The sequence below is a fragment of the Cognaticolwellia beringensis genome (assembly GCF_002076895.1).
Taxonomy (GTDB): Bacteria; Pseudomonadota; Gammaproteobacteria; order Enterobacterales; family Alteromonadaceae; genus Cognaticolwellia; species Cognaticolwellia beringensis.
This window is the reverse complement of the sequence record NZ_CP020465.1, coordinates 3,561,129-3,578,296: the sequence shown is the minus strand read 5'-3', so window position 1 is coordinate 3,578,296 and position 17,168 is coordinate 3,561,129. Positions and strand designations below refer to the sequence as shown.

At 37.3% G+C, this 17,168-nt stretch carries 15 protein-coding genes; 7 read left to right on the top strand and 8 right to left on the bottom strand.

Features of this window, described 5'->3' with window-relative positions:
* Positions 1–73: 73 nt before the first annotated feature.
* A complete protein-coding gene (locus B5D82_RS15030) occupies positions 74–715 on the bottom strand; it encodes a LysE family translocator (protein WP_081152662.1) in 642 nt (213 codons plus the stop codon).
* Between the two features lie 115 nt (positions 716–830).
* Here B5D82_RS15030 and B5D82_RS15025 point away from each other — a divergent pair, with 115 nt between their 5' ends.
* Both B5D82_RS15025 and B5D82_RS15020 read left to right on the top strand, forming a co-directional pair.
* The gene (locus tag B5D82_RS15025; protein WP_081152660.1) at positions 831–1,745 is read left to right on the top strand and encodes a LysR family transcriptional regulator; all 915 of its coding nucleotides are present in this window, start codon (positions 831–833) and stop codon (positions 1,743–1,745) included.
* Positions 1,746–2,301: 556 nt separating this feature from the next.
* Positions 2,302–3,135 (top strand): substrate-binding periplasmic protein, encoded by an 834-nt coding sequence (locus tag B5D82_RS15020; protein ID WP_081152658.1) that lies wholly within the window; start codon positions 2,302–2,304, stop codon positions 3,133–3,135.
* Positions 3,136–3,807: 672 nt separating this feature from the next.
* Here B5D82_RS15020 and B5D82_RS15015 read toward each other — a convergent pair.
* Both B5D82_RS15015 and B5D82_RS15010 read right to left on the bottom strand, forming a co-directional pair.
* Positions 3,808–4,329 (bottom strand): hypothetical protein, encoded by a 522-nt coding sequence (locus tag B5D82_RS15015; RefSeq protein ID WP_081152657.1) that lies wholly within the window; start codon positions 4,327–4,329, stop codon positions 3,808–3,810.
* Positions 4,330–4,501: 172 nt separating this feature from the next.
* Positions 4,502–5,713, bottom strand: a complete 1,212-nt coding sequence (locus B5D82_RS15010) for a dipeptidase (protein ID WP_081152655.1) — start codon at positions 5,711–5,713, stop codon at positions 4,502–4,504.
* 655 nt (positions 5,714–6,368) lie between these two features.
* On the opposite strand from B5D82_RS15010, the gene B5D82_RS15005 reads away from it, so the two are divergent.
* Both B5D82_RS15005 and B5D82_RS15000 read left to right on the top strand, forming a co-directional pair.
* Positions 6,369–6,893, top strand: a complete 525-nt coding sequence (locus tag B5D82_RS15005) for a TetR/AcrR family transcriptional regulator (RefSeq protein WP_081154535.1) — start codon at positions 6,369–6,371, stop codon at positions 6,891–6,893.
* Positions 6,886–7,938: an alcohol dehydrogenase family protein gene (locus tag B5D82_RS15000; protein ID WP_081152653.1), complete on the top strand. Its 1,053-nt coding sequence runs from the start codon at positions 6,886–6,888 to the stop codon at positions 7,936–7,938. The genes B5D82_RS15005 and B5D82_RS15000 overlap by 8 nt, the downstream gene beginning before the upstream one ends.
* A 287-nt stretch (positions 7,939–8,225) precedes the next feature.
* Here B5D82_RS15000 and B5D82_RS14995 read toward each other — a convergent pair whose 3' ends face one another.
* Positions 8,226–9,077 carry a hypothetical protein gene (locus B5D82_RS14995; protein WP_081152651.1) on the bottom strand — a complete coding sequence of 284 codons (852 nt, stop codon included), beginning with the start codon at positions 9,075–9,077 and terminating at the stop codon, positions 8,226–8,228.
* A gap of 333 nt (positions 9,078–9,410) precedes the next feature.
* On the opposite strand from B5D82_RS14995, the gene B5D82_RS14990 reads away from it, so the two are divergent.
* Entirely contained in the window at positions 9,411–9,749 is a 339-nt protein-coding gene (locus B5D82_RS14990) for a zinc ribbon domain-containing protein YjdM (RefSeq protein WP_081152650.1), read from the top strand.
* Positions 9,750–9,766: 17 nt separating this feature from the next.
* Here B5D82_RS14990 and B5D82_RS14985 read toward each other — a convergent pair whose 3' ends face one another.
* The 3 genes from B5D82_RS14985 to B5D82_RS14975 form a co-directional block, all read right to left on the bottom strand.
* Positions 9,767–10,639, bottom strand: a complete 873-nt coding sequence (locus B5D82_RS14985) for a carboxylate/amino acid/amine transporter (protein ID WP_081152648.1) — start codon at positions 10,637–10,639, stop codon at positions 9,767–9,769.
* 223 nt (positions 10,640–10,862) lie between these two features.
* Positions 10,863–11,180: a hypothetical protein gene (locus tag B5D82_RS14980; protein WP_081152646.1), complete on the bottom strand. Its 318-nt coding sequence runs from the start codon at positions 11,178–11,180 to the stop codon at positions 10,863–10,865.
* Between the two features lie 274 nt (positions 11,181–11,454).
* Positions 11,455–12,357, bottom strand: a complete 903-nt coding sequence (locus B5D82_RS14975; protein WP_081152644.1) for an HDOD domain-containing protein — start codon at positions 12,355–12,357, stop codon at positions 11,455–11,457.
* An 859-nt stretch (positions 12,358–13,216) separates the two neighbouring features.
* Between B5D82_RS14975 and nhaB the strand changes: the two genes are divergently transcribed.
* Both nhaB and dsbB read left to right on the top strand, forming a co-directional pair.
* The gene (gene nhaB, locus B5D82_RS14970; protein WP_081152643.1) at positions 13,217–14,806 is read left to right on the top strand and encodes a sodium/proton antiporter NhaB; all 1,590 of its coding nucleotides are present in this window, start codon (positions 13,217–13,219) and stop codon (positions 14,804–14,806) included.
* Between the two features lie 138 nt (positions 14,807–14,944).
* Entirely contained in the window at positions 14,945–15,463 is a 519-nt protein-coding gene (dsbB, locus tag B5D82_RS14965) for a disulfide bond formation protein DsbB (protein ID WP_081152641.1), read from the top strand.
* Positions 15,464–15,704: 241 nt separating this feature from the next.
* On the opposite strand, the gene B5D82_RS14960 is transcribed toward dsbB, so the two are convergent.
* Positions 15,705–17,081, bottom strand: coding sequence for an SLC13 family permease (locus B5D82_RS14960; protein ID WP_081152639.1), 1,377 nt, complete (start codon positions 17,079–17,081; stop codon positions 15,705–15,707).
* Between the last annotated feature and the right edge of the window lie 87 nt (positions 17,082–17,168).

Below are 17,168 nucleotides of genomic sequence, written 5' to 3'. Positions count from 1 at the left end.
GCAGCAATGAGCTTCAATCCAGCCTAATTATATTCGTCGTTTTATCCGACATTAAAACGAAGCCATTTTTTACTTAAACATAACTAACTAAACTTAGCTTTATAGCAATTAGCATCAATACAAATCCTGCTACTTTATCAATTTTTTGTTTTTGCCGATTGAAACGAGGCAATATGCTGGGGTGTGATAACAATAAAACCACACCACTGTACCAAACAAAATGTGCCAACATTATGATCAGGCCATAACTTACTTGCATAATTAACGGCGTATCTATCGACACAACTTGCGTAAAAATACTTAAGAAGAAAATAGCTGTTTTGGGGTTTAATAAATTGCAAGTAAAGCCTAAACGTAATGCCATAAAAGGTGACATTTGAGTCGTAGGGTTGCCTTTGTCTTTATTTAAACTCTCACGTGTTGTTAATAACTGCCAAGAAATATAAATAAGATAAGCCGCACCTAAATATTTTATTGCTGAAAATAACCATGGAGAATTTGCTACCACTACGGCTAATCCAGCAATAGAATAGCTAGCGTGAATACAAACAGATAAACACATACCTAAACTCATATATAAGCCTGAAAAACGGCCATTGTAGATGCTCGTGCGCGTCACCATGACAAAATCAGCACCTGGTAATATAGCCATAAAAATAGCAATTGTGCTCACTGCTATAATTTCTGCCATATAAGTATTTATTAAAAATTCCATATTTTCCTCTTACAATTTTAAGTATGCTCGGAGCAACTCATTTATTACAACGCAACTATGTTAATATATGAGTTAATTTAAACAATACACTTAACTGACAAAGGACTTGTGCCTCATGGACACAAATAAATTAATCCCTTTATTATCTGATATGGCGATTTTTGTCACTGTGGTTGAGCAGGGAAATTTTAGTAAGGCGGCAAAAAAGCTTGGAGTTACACCTTCAGCAGTAAGTCGTCAAATTGGCCGATTGGAAGATGCATTAGGCATCAAATTATTACAGCGAACTACACGGCAACTGGCATTAACGGAGTCAGGGACAATAACATTTAATTATTGTAAGCAAATGGTAGAATCTGCTGATCAAGCTGTTAATGCTAGCCACTCTGCAACATCGACAGTTAGTGGATTATTGAGAGTAGCAGCACCAAAATCACTAGCCAATAAAGTATTAAGACCACTCTTTGTTGAGTTTTTGAAATGCTACCCAGACATTCAGCTGCATTTGAAGGTATCCGACCGTATTTTAGATCCTATCCATGACGGTGTAGATTTTTTGATTCATATTAATGACAACCCCATTGAAGCCTTGGTAAACGTCAAACTTGGACATGTTGAAAATGTGGTGTGTGCTAGCCCTGATTTTCTATCCAAACACACCCTACCATTACACCCCGATGATTTAAAAAATTTAGCATGCATATGCTTAGGTGAAAATATGGCTGATGGTCGTTGGAAATTTAGTAATAAAAATCAACAAACTACCGTACAAGTTTCAGGGTCATATCTAATTAATCACAGTGAGATGCGCCGAGATGCTATTGAACAGGGTTTTGGTGTTGGTGCTTTACCAGATTATATCGCGCAACAAGGCATTGAAACGGGGAAACTCATTCCATTATTGGAAGATTGGCAGCTAAAAGGGAGCTACCAAGGCGATATTTGTTTACAGTATGTGCAAAGTAAATACCTACCAAATAAAAACCGTGTGTTTATCGATTTTATGAAGCAAAAATTACTTATAATTTAGCCTGATTCGTAAGTGGTAATTCTGGTTTGTGGTAAAAGTTAGCGTTTACAATGAAAGATCATCGGCAGCTATAAGCTTCAAACTGACCTAATGATTTTTATCGTTTTATCCGTCACGGCGGTCGTTAGGAACGATTACATGTTGAGGTACTTTTGGTATTTAAAAGACGTTAACCTTATTTTATATTGATAGACGAGTAAGCCAACATTGCCGCCGTTCAAAATATTTTAACGGCATGACTTCGAAGTGCGCAAACAAGAAATAGAAATAAAAATAGAATGTACCGGAAATTTACTGTCAAGCAGAGGTTCTTAAAGCTTGAGCTTTGGTAAGAAAACAGTCATTTTTAAACATGTATTCTTGATAAAACTCCCCGACTGAAAAAGAAAAAATAAGAAATCGTCAGGTTTGCCTAAGTTTAAAAGTTAAAGCTTATATGTTGTCTTTAGAAAGCAAAATAATTTATTATAATATAAGAGATTAATCTGCATTGGGCATTGTTCAAATCAACCTTGACTCGCCTTAATTTTTCCATCCATTGTTGAGAGGTTTGCCTTTGAAAAATTTATTTTGTTTGACTCGTCATTATCTGATTTGTCTTACACTCTTGGCCCCCCTGACGGCGCAGGCTCATCAAGTATCATTCTGGAACGGCAATAAAACGCCCTCAAGACAACTTTACGAACAACAAGTACTGCAAGCTGCCCTCAGCGCTGCAGGAGTGAAGACAAGTATTGATATCGATGAACGTAATCTATCAATTAGTGAAGAAGCAAGCGTTTTTAGCAAGCAATTATTTGATGTTTTTGCCACGGTACAAGGCAACCCAAAACTCAATGCAGAAAACAAAATTTTAATAGCTAAACCCATAATGCAGGGCTTGCTTGGTCAGCGATTATTGATCATCCGCAAAACAGATTCAGCACGTTTTGATGCAATAAAGCAGACCGATGAGATGAAAAAAATGCGTTCAGGAATTCCTACTGGCTGGGCAGATGTTACTTTATTTAAAGCAAATCAATATAACACTGTTGAGATCGGTAATTTTGAAACTATTTTTCAACATTTAGTGAATAATGACTTTGATTATTTAGCTCTGGGAGCCAATGAAATTGAACAAGTATATCAACAAGCTGATTTGGAAAAATTGGATTTAACTATAGCGCCGACATTAATGCTCCGTTATAACTTTCCTGTAGTTTTTTATGTAAATCCCAACAATCCTGAACTCGCGAAACACCTAAATACAGGGCTGGAACTGATCATTAAAAATGGCACTTTAAAGGCTATGTTTGACCAACACTTCGGTCATTTATATAGCCGCCTACATCTAGCTGACAGAATAAGTTTTGAACTCAAGAATCCACTGATTAAAAGTAAAATCAATTAGATACTGTTTTGGTGTTAGGTCTGTTTTAAGGGGCATTAAATTTATCAATGATTATGACCTTGTCTTTCAATATGCTACAAAAACATGAAATCATTACTGTTGTCAGTTTTAGAATCTCAAAGCTGACATGTAATTTATATCATTTTTAGGGTTATGCTTGACCGCAGTGTGGCAAATGTTAGCGTTCAGGTACTAAATACCACCGACGGCTTTGAGCTTCAAACCGACCGAATGATTTTTGTCGTTTTATCCGACAATGCGGTCGTAACGATTATTACTATGCACGCTAACTATTGCCACAAAGCGGTCTAAATTTACGAATAAAAATCAACCTGCCTAACGATCACTTTGATACGGAGACATTAGCTTAGGATTATCTAACGACAAGTGAACCGACAAATAAGACTTAAGTGAATTCAAAATATCAGACGCTAATGAGGTAAACAACATTGCTGACATTTCAACGAACCTGACCCCACAGGTATTCACAGGTACGTAAAGTAGGTATGAGTTAAGTGCTTTATCGTCCTGAAGTAAGATAGAAGCTTAAACTGCATATAACAACATACCTCTTGTACGCCTGCTTTAAGCTGTGAGTTCATAGCAAGCTTGGGTAAAACCTTTAATAAGCGTTAATTTCCAACAAATATTTTTGTAACTATAAAGCTATTGTTAATCGCCTAGATTACTCTGTACCGACAAATTAAACGTTTTTACATCACAGCTATTAAGGGCATCACAACCTCTTATGATAAACCTTAAGTTTAATAGGTCTTTATCCTGAAAGCCCTCACTACCTACAAAATCACTTCCGACAGAGCAAGATAGCTTGTTGTCATCAATTTCACATTGAACTTCACCTGTTGCGTTAGGGCAAAGTGAGAAAGAAGCGCTACCACATTTAAGCTCTACTATATTATTTATGTCAGAATGTATTTCACCGTTAGTCGATAAATACAAACCTATTCTGTAGGGTGCTGAGGTGGGTGATACCCACTGAACTTCAAAGCTAGTACCTTCTGTAACCGTAATCTGCTCTCCTTCATAAAAATCTTTTGCATCAAACCTGATGTTTTGTAAGGTAAAGCTCGTTGTATCATCTGGCAAGCCATTGCTGTCAGGCGTTTTTTTATTGCTACCGCCCCCACAAGCGCTTAGCACTAATATACAAATGGTTAATAAACTATATTTCATAAATGTCCTTATTATTAATTTAAAAAATTCCATACTTGGTAGTTCTGTAGCCTACGTGGCCGTTAACAATGCTAAGATTATCGGCAGTTATGATGGCGAAGGAGCCAGTCACGCTGAAATTCAATCGGCTTTTGTTGTCATGTATCCCGCTCCATGTGAATTTTTAACAAAGCTAACTTTTTTCAGCTCCAGATTCAATCTCAGTCCAAACTCGTAAGAAATTTCCTCCTAGAAGTTTAGTTATTTGTTCATCGCTATAACCACGGGTTTGTAAGCCTACAATTAAATTAGGGTAATCGGCAACAGATTTTAGGCCTTCTGGTAGTGCTCCTTGTACGCCATCAAAATCTGAACCAATACCAACATGATCAATGCCTACAAGTTTTATAGCATAGTCAAATTGATTAAGCACAGCATCAATGGGTGTCACTGGCATAGGATGTTTATCCCACCAATTTTTATCAAACGATTGTTCATCTATTAATTCTGTGCCTGAAACAATAGCTGCTTGGTTTTGCTTGGCTATTGCCGCTTTTTCTTTGAAAAAAGCTTGAAGGTCATCTGCTGATTTTCGATTAATAAAAGGTATGCCAAAGGATATTTGTATCACCCCACCCTTAGCCGCAATAGCCCGTGCAAGTTCATCACTAATATTGCGTTCAAATCCGGGAGTGAAATGTCTAAAAGCAGAGTGGCTCGCAATTACCGGTACTTTGCTCAATAACAGCACATCTTTTACAGCTTTATCGGATAAATGCGACACGTCTACTATCATCCCTAGCCGGTTCATTTCACTCACAACCTTCTTACCAAAAGGGCTTAATCCGTTCCATTGACGTCTGGGATCATAAGAAGAATCGCTAATTCGATTGCTAGCGCTGTGAGCTAATGTAATATAACGGACCCCACGTTTAAAAAATTTACCCACTTGATTAATGTCATCCTCAATTGGAGCGCCATTCTCCATACCAAGTGCTAACAAAACACGGTTTTCTGTTTTTAAACGTTCGATATCTTTTGGTGAACTTAAAAGTCCAAATTTATTAGGATGACGTGCAATTAATGCTTCAATACTATCAATCTGTGTATGGGCAATTTGTTTTGCTTTGCCTTGCTGATCATCACTAGCTGAAGTGTAAATTGACATAAAAGCTACATTAAGGCCGCCTGAATAAGCACTAGGGTAATCAAATTCACGACTAGGTGAAGTAGAGCCAAGATCACCCCACTCAGCAAGTAACTTGCTAGGTGCATCAATGTGTGTATCAACAATGATGGCTTTTTTTGCCAACTGCTTAGCTGTCAGGGTTGTTGAGTTCGCTAATGTGCTTGCAGTATTAAGTAACAAAGCTATAACGATCGTTATCGATAGTTGCTTATTCATTATTCATTTTTCCTTTTTCCTTTTAATATCGAAAAACACTTCATCTAATTTTTAACTTATCAGCGTAACTTTTATCCTATTTCGATAGTTTGTCGAGTAAACGACTTACTTTATTATTGAAGTTAGCATACAACATGGTCGGTGTGATTTATTGTTCATTAAAGTAAGTATGCCTAATAAGAAATATGATGTCTGCATTGTTAAATAACTGCGGCTTTGATTTAAAGTGTTGATGAGCGAAATACTTGGCTGACTCCGGAGCCAGTCTCGGCAAGATTAATCGGGTTTGATTATTATAATTACTGACGCGTAATGATAACGGTGGATTATCACCGCAAAACATTAGATTTTTAGAAAAGTCCTTATGCCCAGAAACGTATCCTGATTCAAATTTATTGTTCACTGTGACAATAAACCTACTTAAGATCGCTAATCATCATACTTTCTCTATTTTCATATTAAGAGGAAGTTAATATAGACACTTCGCGGCCATTGATTAAGTTACGACACAATTTCTTATGTTTATCATGACTGTTACTTAATATAAGCAGCTAATTTCAACCTAAAATCCCATAAAGATGAGCTATTTTTTGACAGGGTAGAATGCTTGCTCTACCCTGGTGGTAGAATGAACACTCTACACCGAGTAATTAATATGCTTAGAGAAAAAATTGCAGCTAACCTAGAAGAAGCTTTTAGCAAATATGGCTTTGCGCAACCAAGTGTCGCCCAATTAAAATCCGCTTGCAACGTTAGCTTGCGAACGCTTTACAAACACTATCCATCCAAAGAAGCGATGATCATTGCAGCTTTGGAATATCGTCATAAAAAATATATTGCATTCTTGTTGAGCGAATCACACTCAACAGGTATTGATAGTGTTCTGCACATTTTTGAGAAACTTAATCAATGGATGGCTGAGTTTGCACCTAACGGTTGTTTGTCTCTAAACGCCATTGCTGCTTTTCCTGAAGATATAGGTATGAAAGAGACTGTTCGACGGCATAAAGAAGAAGTTCATGACCTGTTAAAGCAATTGAGCCAGAGAGAAGATCTGTCGACAGAGCTTTTTTTACTTCATGAAAGTGTATCAAGTGTTTGGCCCATAATGGGGAAAGCATCGGTAACATCCGCGCAAAAAATTATCAAGCAACTATGGAGTGCACAAAGCCATGTTTAAAATACCAGAAACTATGAAAGGTGTTCAGCTAACAGGTCATGGCGGTGCTGAAATGCTTCAGTATCGTGATGATATTTCAGTGCCAATACCAAGCCATAACGAAGTCCTAATACGTGTCGCAGCCGCAGGCGTTAACAATACTGACATTAACACGAGAACTGCGTGGTATTCAAAAAGTGATAATAACGGTAAAGACGCAAGTTGGTCGGGTAATGCACTGGTTTTTCCACGTGTTCAAGGGGCGGATGTTTGTGGCATTGTTGTTTCGGTCGGCGATGGTGTAAATAAGGAGCGTATCGGCGAGCGAGTATTGATTGAACCCTGTTTACGGGTGGCTAACGGTCAGGAGCTTGACCCGCCTTGGTACTTTGGTTCTGAATGTGATGGCGGATTCGCAGAATTCACCGTTGTTTCAGCTTGTCATGCATATCCTATAAAAAGCGAATTGTCTGACATTGAGCTTGCTACCTTTCCATGCTCCTATTCGACAGCAGAAAATATGCTTACTCGTACAAAAGTTACCAATAAAGACAAAGTATTAATCACTGGTGGGTCAGGTGGTGTAGGCTCTGCGGCAATTCAATTAGCCAAAGCTCGGGGGGCACATGTTATTGCCGTGACCAGCCCTGCAAAAAAACATCAACTTATGAATTTAGGTGCTGATGAAGTCGTTTTCAGAGACGATAATTTAGTTGAAATACTCGGTGAGAATAGCGTTGACGTAGTCATTGACCTTGTTGCTGGTATTCAATGGCCACAGTTTTTGGAAGTATTAAAATCAAAAGGCCGATACGCTGTGTCTGGTGCAATTGGTGGCGCTTTGGTTGAGTTAGATGTGAGAACACTGTATTTAAAAGATTTAAGTTTTTATGGTTGTACCGTGCTTGAGCCAGGAGTATTTCAAAATTTGATCAACTGTATTGAACAGAAAAAAATCATCCCTGTTGTTGCACTAACGTTTCCTTTAAAAGACATATACACAGCACAGAAAGTATTCCAGGAAAAACAACATGTCGGCAAAATTGTGCTAACTGTGATGGATTAACTTGGATAGTTAGGCCAACGTTGTAAAGCGAGCTTCTTTGTACTCAACACTCGATATAATCGAATTGTGTGCAAAGAGCCAGAAGGATTTTTTAGCATTCACCATATAATGTTATGTGTTAACTAGGTTCACCAGTGTCTGCATTAGGTAAGACCTGACTCTATCCCGATTTATTTCATACAAAATGTGAACAACCTATTAAATCGAGATTAACCTGACTCGCTTAATAAACGCTTCAAACCTAAAGGGCTACAGTTTGCCTCCTCACTGTGATAAAAATGTGGCCACTAGAGTGGTGTGGTTAAATTAACACCTTTTACCATATATAAATCATCATATTTTAAACCGCCGTTACCGTAAGGTTTTTTATGAGAACCCGTATTAGAATTTGCTAAGAAGTAAATTAATGGTAATTCACGTTTCTTTCTAAACTGTGCGTTTTTAAAAACTAACGTTTGTTCATCGAACTCACCGCCTTTAACGTAAACATCATAATTTTGCCCACCTTGAGTCAGCGTATTATTATTTACCACATACCAAATATCATACCAACGCCCTACTTCTAATGGCTTAGCTGAACGATGTTTTGCAAAGTTTTGTACATTGCTATAACCGTTATCAACCTTAACCATTAGGGCACCATCGTTTTTCAAACCACTTGATTCTGCTTTATCTGTAACACGAAGGGTTGGCTCAAAAGCATCATAACCTAGTTTTTCAATACTTTTTGGGTCTTGGTTACTAATACCAAAGGCATGGTTATTGGGGAAGTATTCAACATTAATACGTGTATAGAAAGTGTAGATTTCACCAACATTAACCGTGGCTGGCAAAGCTTTATAGGTTAAGGCTTTACGGTTTCCGACTAAACCATCTTTCGCTGGTTTTTTTATCATGTACTGATTGTTAGATGATGAAGCTTCTTCCCTTAACTCAGTTACTTGTGGGTTTTTAATAAAAGGTTTCGTGTCATTTTGTGTGTCTGCTTTAGTCCAGCCTTGTAACGAGGTTTGTTCGAAATTATCGATAGCTAACCACTGTGATGACACGAACGGTTCATTTGATCTACATCCTGTGGTTAAAAAAGCACTGAATAAGGTGAAAATTACAGCTTTTATAGATTTATGAGTTACTGACATTAAATGGTCCTTTGTGGGGCGAAGTTTAAGCTGTGAAATAATGAATGCATTCAGTATTTAAAAATTCTTGAGCGCTAATACACTACATAAAATTTTTACCTGAGTTACTTTAAAAAAGGATACCTCAAAACTAGAAATAACTCCTGCTGATTCTCTTGAATTTGGCGAGAGTAGGTATTAATAATTTCGAAAGATAAGTGTAAATGTCTCATCTGTCATTTTTATCTGATGGGGTTTAGCAAATATGTCGGTATTTTTAATATTAATTATCTCGATAATGTAAAGTGCAGCCTTTACAATATGATGCAATTAAAATTAATAAAGTAGAAACTCATGTCGCTGCCGCCATGCCCTAAATGTAATTCTGAATTTATTTATCAAGATCAAAGCCTGCTGATTTGCCCAGAGTGCGCATATGAATGGAATCCGTCAGAAACTTTCGACGAAGCGGCCTTATTTACAGTAAAAGACTCAAACGGAACGCAGCTAAATGAAGGAGATAAAATCACCATGATTAAAGACCTTAAAATTAAAGCTAGTTCTCAGGTCATTAAAGTCGGGACTAAAGCTATTATTAAGCGAATAGTGGAAGGTAAAGATCACCAACTCGACTGTAAAGTAGACGGAGTCGGTGAAATGATGGTTACGGCAAAATTTGTTAAAAGAGCTTGATGACTAAATAGTCAGAGTTAAGCTATTTTAGTTTGTTGGATTTTTTGAGTAAATTTATCGTTCACCACAAGCGCTAGCAAGATTATTCCACCACCTAGTGCAAGGCGAAAAATATCAGCATCGCGGTTCCAAAACACAACATTTACCACAATACCTGCGGGGATTAGCAAGTTATTGGCAACAGCCAGAGTGCCAACGCTTACCTGTGTTGCACCCTTGTTCCAGGCAAAGTAACCAAGGCCAGAAGCGACAATGCCTAAATAAGTCAAAATAGACCACTGAAGAGGTGTTGTTGGCAGTTTTTCTGGATTACCAAGCATAAGATAGCATGGAATAACAACAGCCAAGGCACCAATAAAAAACCAACCAAATACTGTCCGTTGTGGTAAGTCTGTACGCTCTTTTGCCATGGTGCGTTTGTAAACTACCTGCCCTGCCGCAAAGCATAAATTCGCCCCTTGTACAATCAAAAATCCCTTTAAAAACCCTTCATCTATACCTTGATAGCGAATGGTAACAGCACCAATGACGGCCAATAACGAGCTAATAATAAAGCCAATATTAAGTCGACGTTCAAGTAAGTCATTTAGCAATGTAATGTAAATAGGGGTCATGACGGTAAACAGTAAAACTTCAGGCACCGAAAGGTATAAAAAAGATTGATAGTAAAAACCATACATAATGCCAAGCTGAAAAGCCCCACATACCATTAATTGTAAGGCAACTTTCGCTTCAATTTGACGAAGTTTTAAAAACGGCAAAAAAATTACCGTTGCAAGGGCCACTCGCATTAATACTGAAAACCAAGCGTCAACTTGTCCAGCAAGATAAACACCGATCAAACTAAAAGAAAACGCCCACATTAATGTGACGCCAATAAGGATGGGCATAAAAATAAGTTCCACAGCGATAAAATAGCGGTAAGTCTACCGACTTCTCTAATTTAGGTATATCTGTTTGTAAAAATAATAAAGTGTTGAACTCGCTTTTGTTCAAGGTTTTGCTTGCTTAAAGAGAGCTATTATCGTCACAGAGTAAAAAGACACCCAAAAGCTAAATATACTGGCCATTTAAGCGTTGCTACATACAAGTGTTTAGTATGTATGATTTAAACTAGTGAAGTATTCGCGCTTGCCTATCCCATTGGCTGCCATACCAATTTGAGATTGTGCCCGATGCTTCACAGGAATCGCAATGCCAGTCAATGGTATCAAATGCACTGCAAGTTGCTTCAATGCTTCCTTCACAAGTCAGTGCCGTTGCTCGAGTGTTGCATTTTACATCAAGTTGAATGAGGGGGTGTTCAATATTTTCAGAAACTGATAACACAATCTTAGATAAAAATTTGAAAACTATTTTGGCTTGTTCAGTAAGCGCAAGAACCTTACCTTCTTCATCGAGAAAATGTCTGAAATTTGTTCTTAGGGTCATACGTTATTATCAATCATAAAATACTAATTCGCTTAAGATATAGTACTTAAGAGCCTCAGTACATCAATTAATATTTTGTATTTTCAGCAGCGAGCAGTGAAAGTAAATTTCATGTGTTTAATAATAAACTTTAGTTACTTTACTTTAAGTTTACTAAACAAAAATTTAAAAGTAATTTATAACTTTTCACATGAAATTTGAGTAATAAAGTAAGGTATTTACTTGGGTTTTACTCTACCAAAGCTAGTATTAAATAAAGTTAACTTTGCTTAGCTCAAGACATATTCTCTTCAATTTTAACCGCTATATCAGTAAATTCATGCCAAAGGTCTTTATCAACGGAATACGTAGTTAGAATATTTTCACACTCTTCTTCAGAAATAATCCCCTTTGTCATCAGCAAATATACTTCACTTAATTTATCTGCTTTATATAGCAACTCAGCTAAAGCTGAACGGTTAGCAGTTTTTTGTTGCCGTAAACCTTCAGAATAAACATTCGGTAGGTTCCACTCTACAGCGATTAAATAACTGATATCGACAGACATTTCAGTCATCAACTCTTTAAATACTTTTGTCCCTGGTAAGCTGGTTAATTCTTCAGCTAAAGCATTAGAAAGGCAATCAAATATGATGATTTTTCCTAAATCATGAATCAGACCTAAGAAATAACCGTCAAAACCATTTTCATCATTATTATCAGCTAATAATTCGCAGAGTGTTGCGCACTGCACAGAGTGAAGCCAAATTTGTTTACCAAACATTTTGTAATAAATGGGTTTGCAAGGAATAACTCTCGCCATTAAAAGCGTAGTAGCAATTCGTAAAAGGCCTGCTAAACCTATAAACGAAACAGCTCGACTCAGCGACAGTATTTCTTTATCTCCTCGATGATAAGTTGCAGAATTCGCTTTTTTTAACACTTCCATTGCGAAGGATGGGTCTTGTTTTATAATTTCAACAAAACTCGATACGTCTGAATCAGGATCTTGAATTATATTTAGTAAACGTACTAACATAGCAGGGAGTGCTGGAATTTGCTGACCGAGCATTGTGGGGTTATTTAATATTACTTTTACTTTTTGTAATGTATTAATTTCAAGCTTATGCATTGGCGCTTCAGAATTAACATCGCCAAACATAACGTCATAAAAAGCCGTTAAATTGTTTGTTAGCATTTGAATATCTCCCTTTAATTCAACAATTGCTGCGATTATATCTACAATACACCAACTACAATAAAATTAAAGTAAGTAAATTATAGTTTAAACCTGTGTATTTGGGCCAAACGGCAGGTACTTGAAGCTTACCCATAATTTAGCCGTCGCATGCAAGTAAGCCAATGCCACTAGTAATATCAACCTCACTGACTCTCTGATTATTACTCCTACCTAAAAAAGCCAATTACTGCACTGAAGTAGATCAAATAATTAATGAGGTCGCTCTAAAACGTAAGTGCCAATAAAACGTAAGTGCCAATAAAACGTAAGTGCCAATAAAACAATATGGATAAATTTAAATGATTTATAAACAATACTATCAATCCCCCCTTTCGCTCCAATTATCCTATCACTAATTTCCTGATTTATTATTGTCCTGAACAAAAAGTGGTTAAATAAATTACTTTTATTTGACCGTATTTCCTGTATAAAAATAGACCAAATAATGAATAAAACTGTTATTATTTTTCCAAAGTTCGAAATAATTAATTGCACAAATTAAGTGTAGCTAGTTAGAAGTAGAATGGTAAATAATCGACTACATTTAAATAAACTAAGCTTTATCTACACTTAAAGTGGCTAAAAAGTAATAAATCTTGTTATATCCGATTACTTAGTGTTTTTTATGCCATTGATTTATAATAACTAATTACATTTAATTTCTTAGGTAAACTATACTAAAAACAGCTTACGGTGACTTATTTACAATAGTTACATTTACGCTTAAACTCTTAAGCGTATTAAATTTATAAAAAATAATTATAAAAAACAGTAAAATCACTCTAACTCAAGATCTTAATTTTTCAAAAGGTTCAATATGCAGCAATCATTCATGAATGCGTTTTATAAAAACTTTCTAGGCAATTCGCCAGAATGGTACAAACTCGCAATAATTACATTTTTAATAATCAACCCCGTATTATTTTTCGTTGTAGATCCCTATATCGCAGGTTGGGCATTGGTTATTGAATTTATATTTACTTTAGCCATGGCGCTAAAGTGTTATCCGTTACAACCGGGTGGCTTATTGGCTATTGAGGCTGTTGCCATAGGAATGACTAGCCCTGGGCAAGTAATGCATGAAATGATTTTAAACTTTGAAGTGATTTTATTATTAATCTTCATGGTGGCCGGCATTTACTTTATGAAGAGCTTATTACTGTTTTTGTTTACTAAAATAGTCACTAAAGTACGTTCCAAGGTCATGGTTTCGCTACTATTCTGTTTCTCTGGTGCATTCTTATCTGCCTTTTTAGATGCCTTAACAGTAATCGCAGTTATCATCAGTGTTGCTATTGGTTTTTACTCTGTTTACCACAAAGTTGCTTCAGGCAAAGATGTACTGATTGAGCACGACCACACCAGTGACAACGAATTAGCTGAATATTCACGTGCAGACTTAGAACAGTTTCGTGGCTACTTACGTAATTTAATGATGCATGCTGGTGTTGGTACGGCGTTAGGTGGTGTATGTACTATCGTTGGTGAACCTCAAAACTTAGTTATTGGTCAACAAGCCGGTTGGGAGTTTCTAGAGTTCGCTATTCGTATGTCACCTGTCACTATTCCCGTATTTTTTGCTGGTTTGTTTACGTGTTTCCTATTAGAAAAAGTGAAATGGTTTGGCTATGGTGTCGCGCTTCCAGAAAATGTTTATAAAGTTTTAAATGAATATGATATTGCCGAAAGTGAAAAACGCAATAAACTTGATAATGCCAAGCTTGTTATCCAAGGTGCTATAGCCGTTTGGTTAATTGTTGGTCTGGCATTGCATTTAGCGCCGGTCGGTATTATTGGTTTATCCGTTATTATTCTAGCAACTGCTTTTACCGGTGTAACTGAAGAGCATCAAATTGGCCATGCCTTTGAAGAAGCGTTGCCTTTCACCGCTTTATTAGCTGTATTTTTCGCTGTTGTAGCCGTGATTGTAGACCAAGGCTTATTTACACCCGTTATTACTTGGGTGTTAACGTTTGAAGGTAATATGCAGCTCGTTATGTTCTACCTAGCAAACGGCTTATTATCTATGGTTAGCGATAACGTTTTCGTTGGTACAGTTTATATTACAGAAATTACCAAAGCGTTATCTGCTGGGCAAATTACCCGAGACCAATTTGACTTATTAGCCGTTGCAATTAACACAGGTACTAACTTACCAAGTGTGGCAACCCCCAATGGTCAAGCTGCGTTCTTGTTCTTATTAACGTCAGCATTAGCACCGTTAATTCGTTTGTCTTATGGTCGCATGGTTATCATGGCTTTCCCGTATACAATCGTATTAACTATTGTCGGTTTACTCGCTATATCAACTGGGCAATTAAGTAAATACACTGAATATTTTTATGAGATAGACTTGATACAGCACCATGATGCTAATGCAGCAACTAAAGCGCCTGGTGGACACTAGCCATTTGCTCAAGCTATAAGCTGATATAAAATCTAACAAAAGCGCCCTTGTGGCGCTTTTTGATTATTGTTAGCATGCGTAAACTCGTAAAAATCATCCCATTCGGATTAACAACAACCCTGTCGTAGGTAATATTTCGTGAACTGTTTAAGTCAATTATCTTTAAATCAACGAGCGTGGCAACTGCTCGCTGTTAGTGCCCTATGTTTTGAATTAATCGCATTGTACTTTCAATATTTTATGGGGCTTGAGCCCTGCATTATGTGTATTTATCAACGCACAGCAGTATGGGGGATTTTTCTAGCCGGTGTTATTGGAGCCTTTGGATGCCAAAACGTAGTGATGCGTATTGTCGCTTTCGCTTTATGGGCCACAGGCGCTATATGGGGCTTTATCATTGCTTTAGAACATGTTGATATGCAATCTACAACCCTGTCGTTTTTATTTAGTTGTGAATTTGAGCCAAATTTCCCCACTTGGGCACCTTTACATCAATGGTTACCCGCCTTATTTGAAGCCACTGGTGATTGTGGAGATATTATGTGGCAATTTCTTGGTTTTAGTATGCCACAAGTAATGTTGGTTATATTTGGTGTCTATAGCGCTGTGTTCGCTATCGTTTTATTGGCGCGTTTGCTCAAAGAAAAAATGGTTTAATCTGATGCTAACTGAAAGATTACTGAGTGATTACTAAGAGATAACTGAGAGATAACTGAGAGATAACTAATACTTCATGGTATTAGTTATCTCTCCACTTTTATATTGTAAATTTAAACCTTACTTACTCGTTACCAAACTTCCGCTTAACCTAATAGGGCTCTGCGTCGACTTAACCTGCAACTACAAAGGAGAAGCAGTATAGCGATATGTTAGTGGTATGGCTTTTTTCAAGTTACGATTATAGCAATAGCAGATAACAAGTAATACCCACTAAACACGCAATAATAAAGCTAAGTACAGCCCCTTCTCTGACCATATCCTGAATTTCGATTTCACCGGTTCCGTACGCTATAGCATTTGGTGCAGTTGCTACGGGTAGCATAAAGGCACAACTCGCACATATTGCCGCAGGCACCATTAATACTTTAGGATCATATCCTGAGGCAATAGCCGCAGCAGCTAAAATAGGCATTAACAAAGTCGCCGTAGCGGTGTTACTGGTTATTTCGGTTAAGTAAGTAACCACTAAACAAATAGTCAAAATCATGATAATTGCAGGTAAATTTGCAAATGTTGCAAGCCATTGCCCCAATAAATCACTTAATCCTGAGGCTACAAAACCTTTAGCTAATGCGATACCACCAGCAAATAACAATAACATGCCCCATGGAATAGTTTTAGCGCTGTCCCAATCCAGAAGTCGAGAGCCTTTACCGTTGGGTACTATGAACATCAGCACAACCGCAAGTAATGCGATGGTGCTATCGCCGGCTATTTCAACACCGAAAACTCCGCTCCAACCACCAAAGGGTTCTGAACGTGTTATCCATGCGAGCGCAGTTAAACCAAACACCCATAATGTTCGAGTCTCTTCCGCACGCCACGGCCCTAAAACGGGTAAATGTATATCTTGTTCAAGCTTAACGTTTCTGGTTAGCCAAAAGGCCATAATTGGCACAGCGAGAACGACAATAGGTACACCAATTTTCATCCATTCTAAAAAGCCATATTCAATGCCAGTTTGTTCTTCATAAATACCCATAAAAATCACATTCGGCGGAGTCCCAATCGGCGTACCTACGCCGCCTACATTGGCGGCATAAGCAATACCTAGAATTAAAGCTACTTTAAGCTTCTGATTGTCAATATGTTTAAGAATAGCTAACGCTATAGGGAGCATAATTAGGGTTGTTGCGGTGTTAGAGATCCACATACTTAAAAATGCACTTGCTATCATAAAACCTAGCACCATGCGCCTGCCACTATCTACGCCAACCATTCTCACCATATAAACAGCTAAACGCTCGTGCGCACCACTTTTTTCTATGGCTTTTGACAGCATAAATGCTCCCATTAACAATAATATTACGTGGCTACCTAAGGAGGATGCGACCGTTTTATGATCAACAACACCAAAAAGTGGCAATAAGGCAAAAGGAACTAATGATGTAGCAGGAATAGGCAGAGCTTCAGTAACCCACCAAATTACGGTTAATAGCGTAATAGCAGCTGCAATAGACGCTTTACTCTCCAGGCCAAGGGCTTGTAAGATAAAGTAAAAGCATATGGCGATTACAGGTGCTAATGGAATAAATGACTGTCGAGTTAATTTCATAATTTATCCAATATTTTTATTATTATTTGAATCTAAGTGGTATTGCTCGATATTAACTTTTTATTATTGAATTTTCGCTTTTTAATC

Coding starts and splice junctions, on each gene's coding strand:
- B5D82_RS15030 (WP_081152662.1), bottom strand. CDS start 715: ATGGAATTTTTAATAAATACTTATATGGCAGAAATTATAGCAGTGAGC.
- B5D82_RS15025 (WP_081152660.1), top strand. CDS start 831: ATGGACACAAATAAATTAATCCCTTTATTATCTGATATGGCGATTTTT.
- B5D82_RS15015 (WP_081152657.1), bottom strand. CDS start 4,329: ATGAAATATAGTTTATTAACCATTTGTATATTAGTGCTAAGCGCTTGT.
- B5D82_RS15010 (WP_081152655.1), bottom strand. CDS start 5,713: ATGAATAAGCAACTATCGATAACGATCGTTATAGCTTTGTTACTTAAT.
- B5D82_RS15005 (WP_081154535.1), top strand. CDS start 6,369: ATGCTTAGAGAAAAAATTGCAGCTAACCTAGAAGAAGCTTTTAGCAAA.
- B5D82_RS15000 (WP_081152653.1), top strand. CDS start 6,886: ATGTTTAAAATACCAGAAACTATGAAAGGTGTTCAGCTAACAGGTCAT.
- B5D82_RS14995 (WP_081152651.1), bottom strand. CDS start 9,077: ATGTCAGTAACTCATAAATCTATAAAAGCTGTAATTTTCACCTTATTC.
- B5D82_RS14990 (WP_081152650.1), top strand. CDS start 9,411: ATGTCGCTGCCGCCATGCCCTAAATGTAATTCTGAATTTATTTATCAA.
- B5D82_RS14985 (WP_081152648.1), bottom strand. CDS start 10,639: ATGCCCATCCTTATTGGCGTCACATTAATGTGGGCGTTTTCTTTTAGT.
- B5D82_RS14980 (WP_081152646.1), bottom strand. CDS start 11,180: ATGACCCTAAGAACAAATTTCAGACATTTTCTCGATGAAGAAGGTAAG.
- B5D82_RS14975 (WP_081152644.1), bottom strand. CDS start 12,357: ATGCTAACAAACAATTTAACGGCTTTTTATGACGTTATGTTTGGCGAT.
- nhaB (WP_081152643.1), top strand. CDS start 13,217: ATGCAGCAATCATTCATGAATGCGTTTTATAAAAACTTTCTAGGCAAT.
- B5D82_RS14960 (WP_081152639.1), bottom strand. CDS start 17,081: ATGAAATTAACTCGACAGTCATTTATTCCATTAGCACCTGTAATCGCC.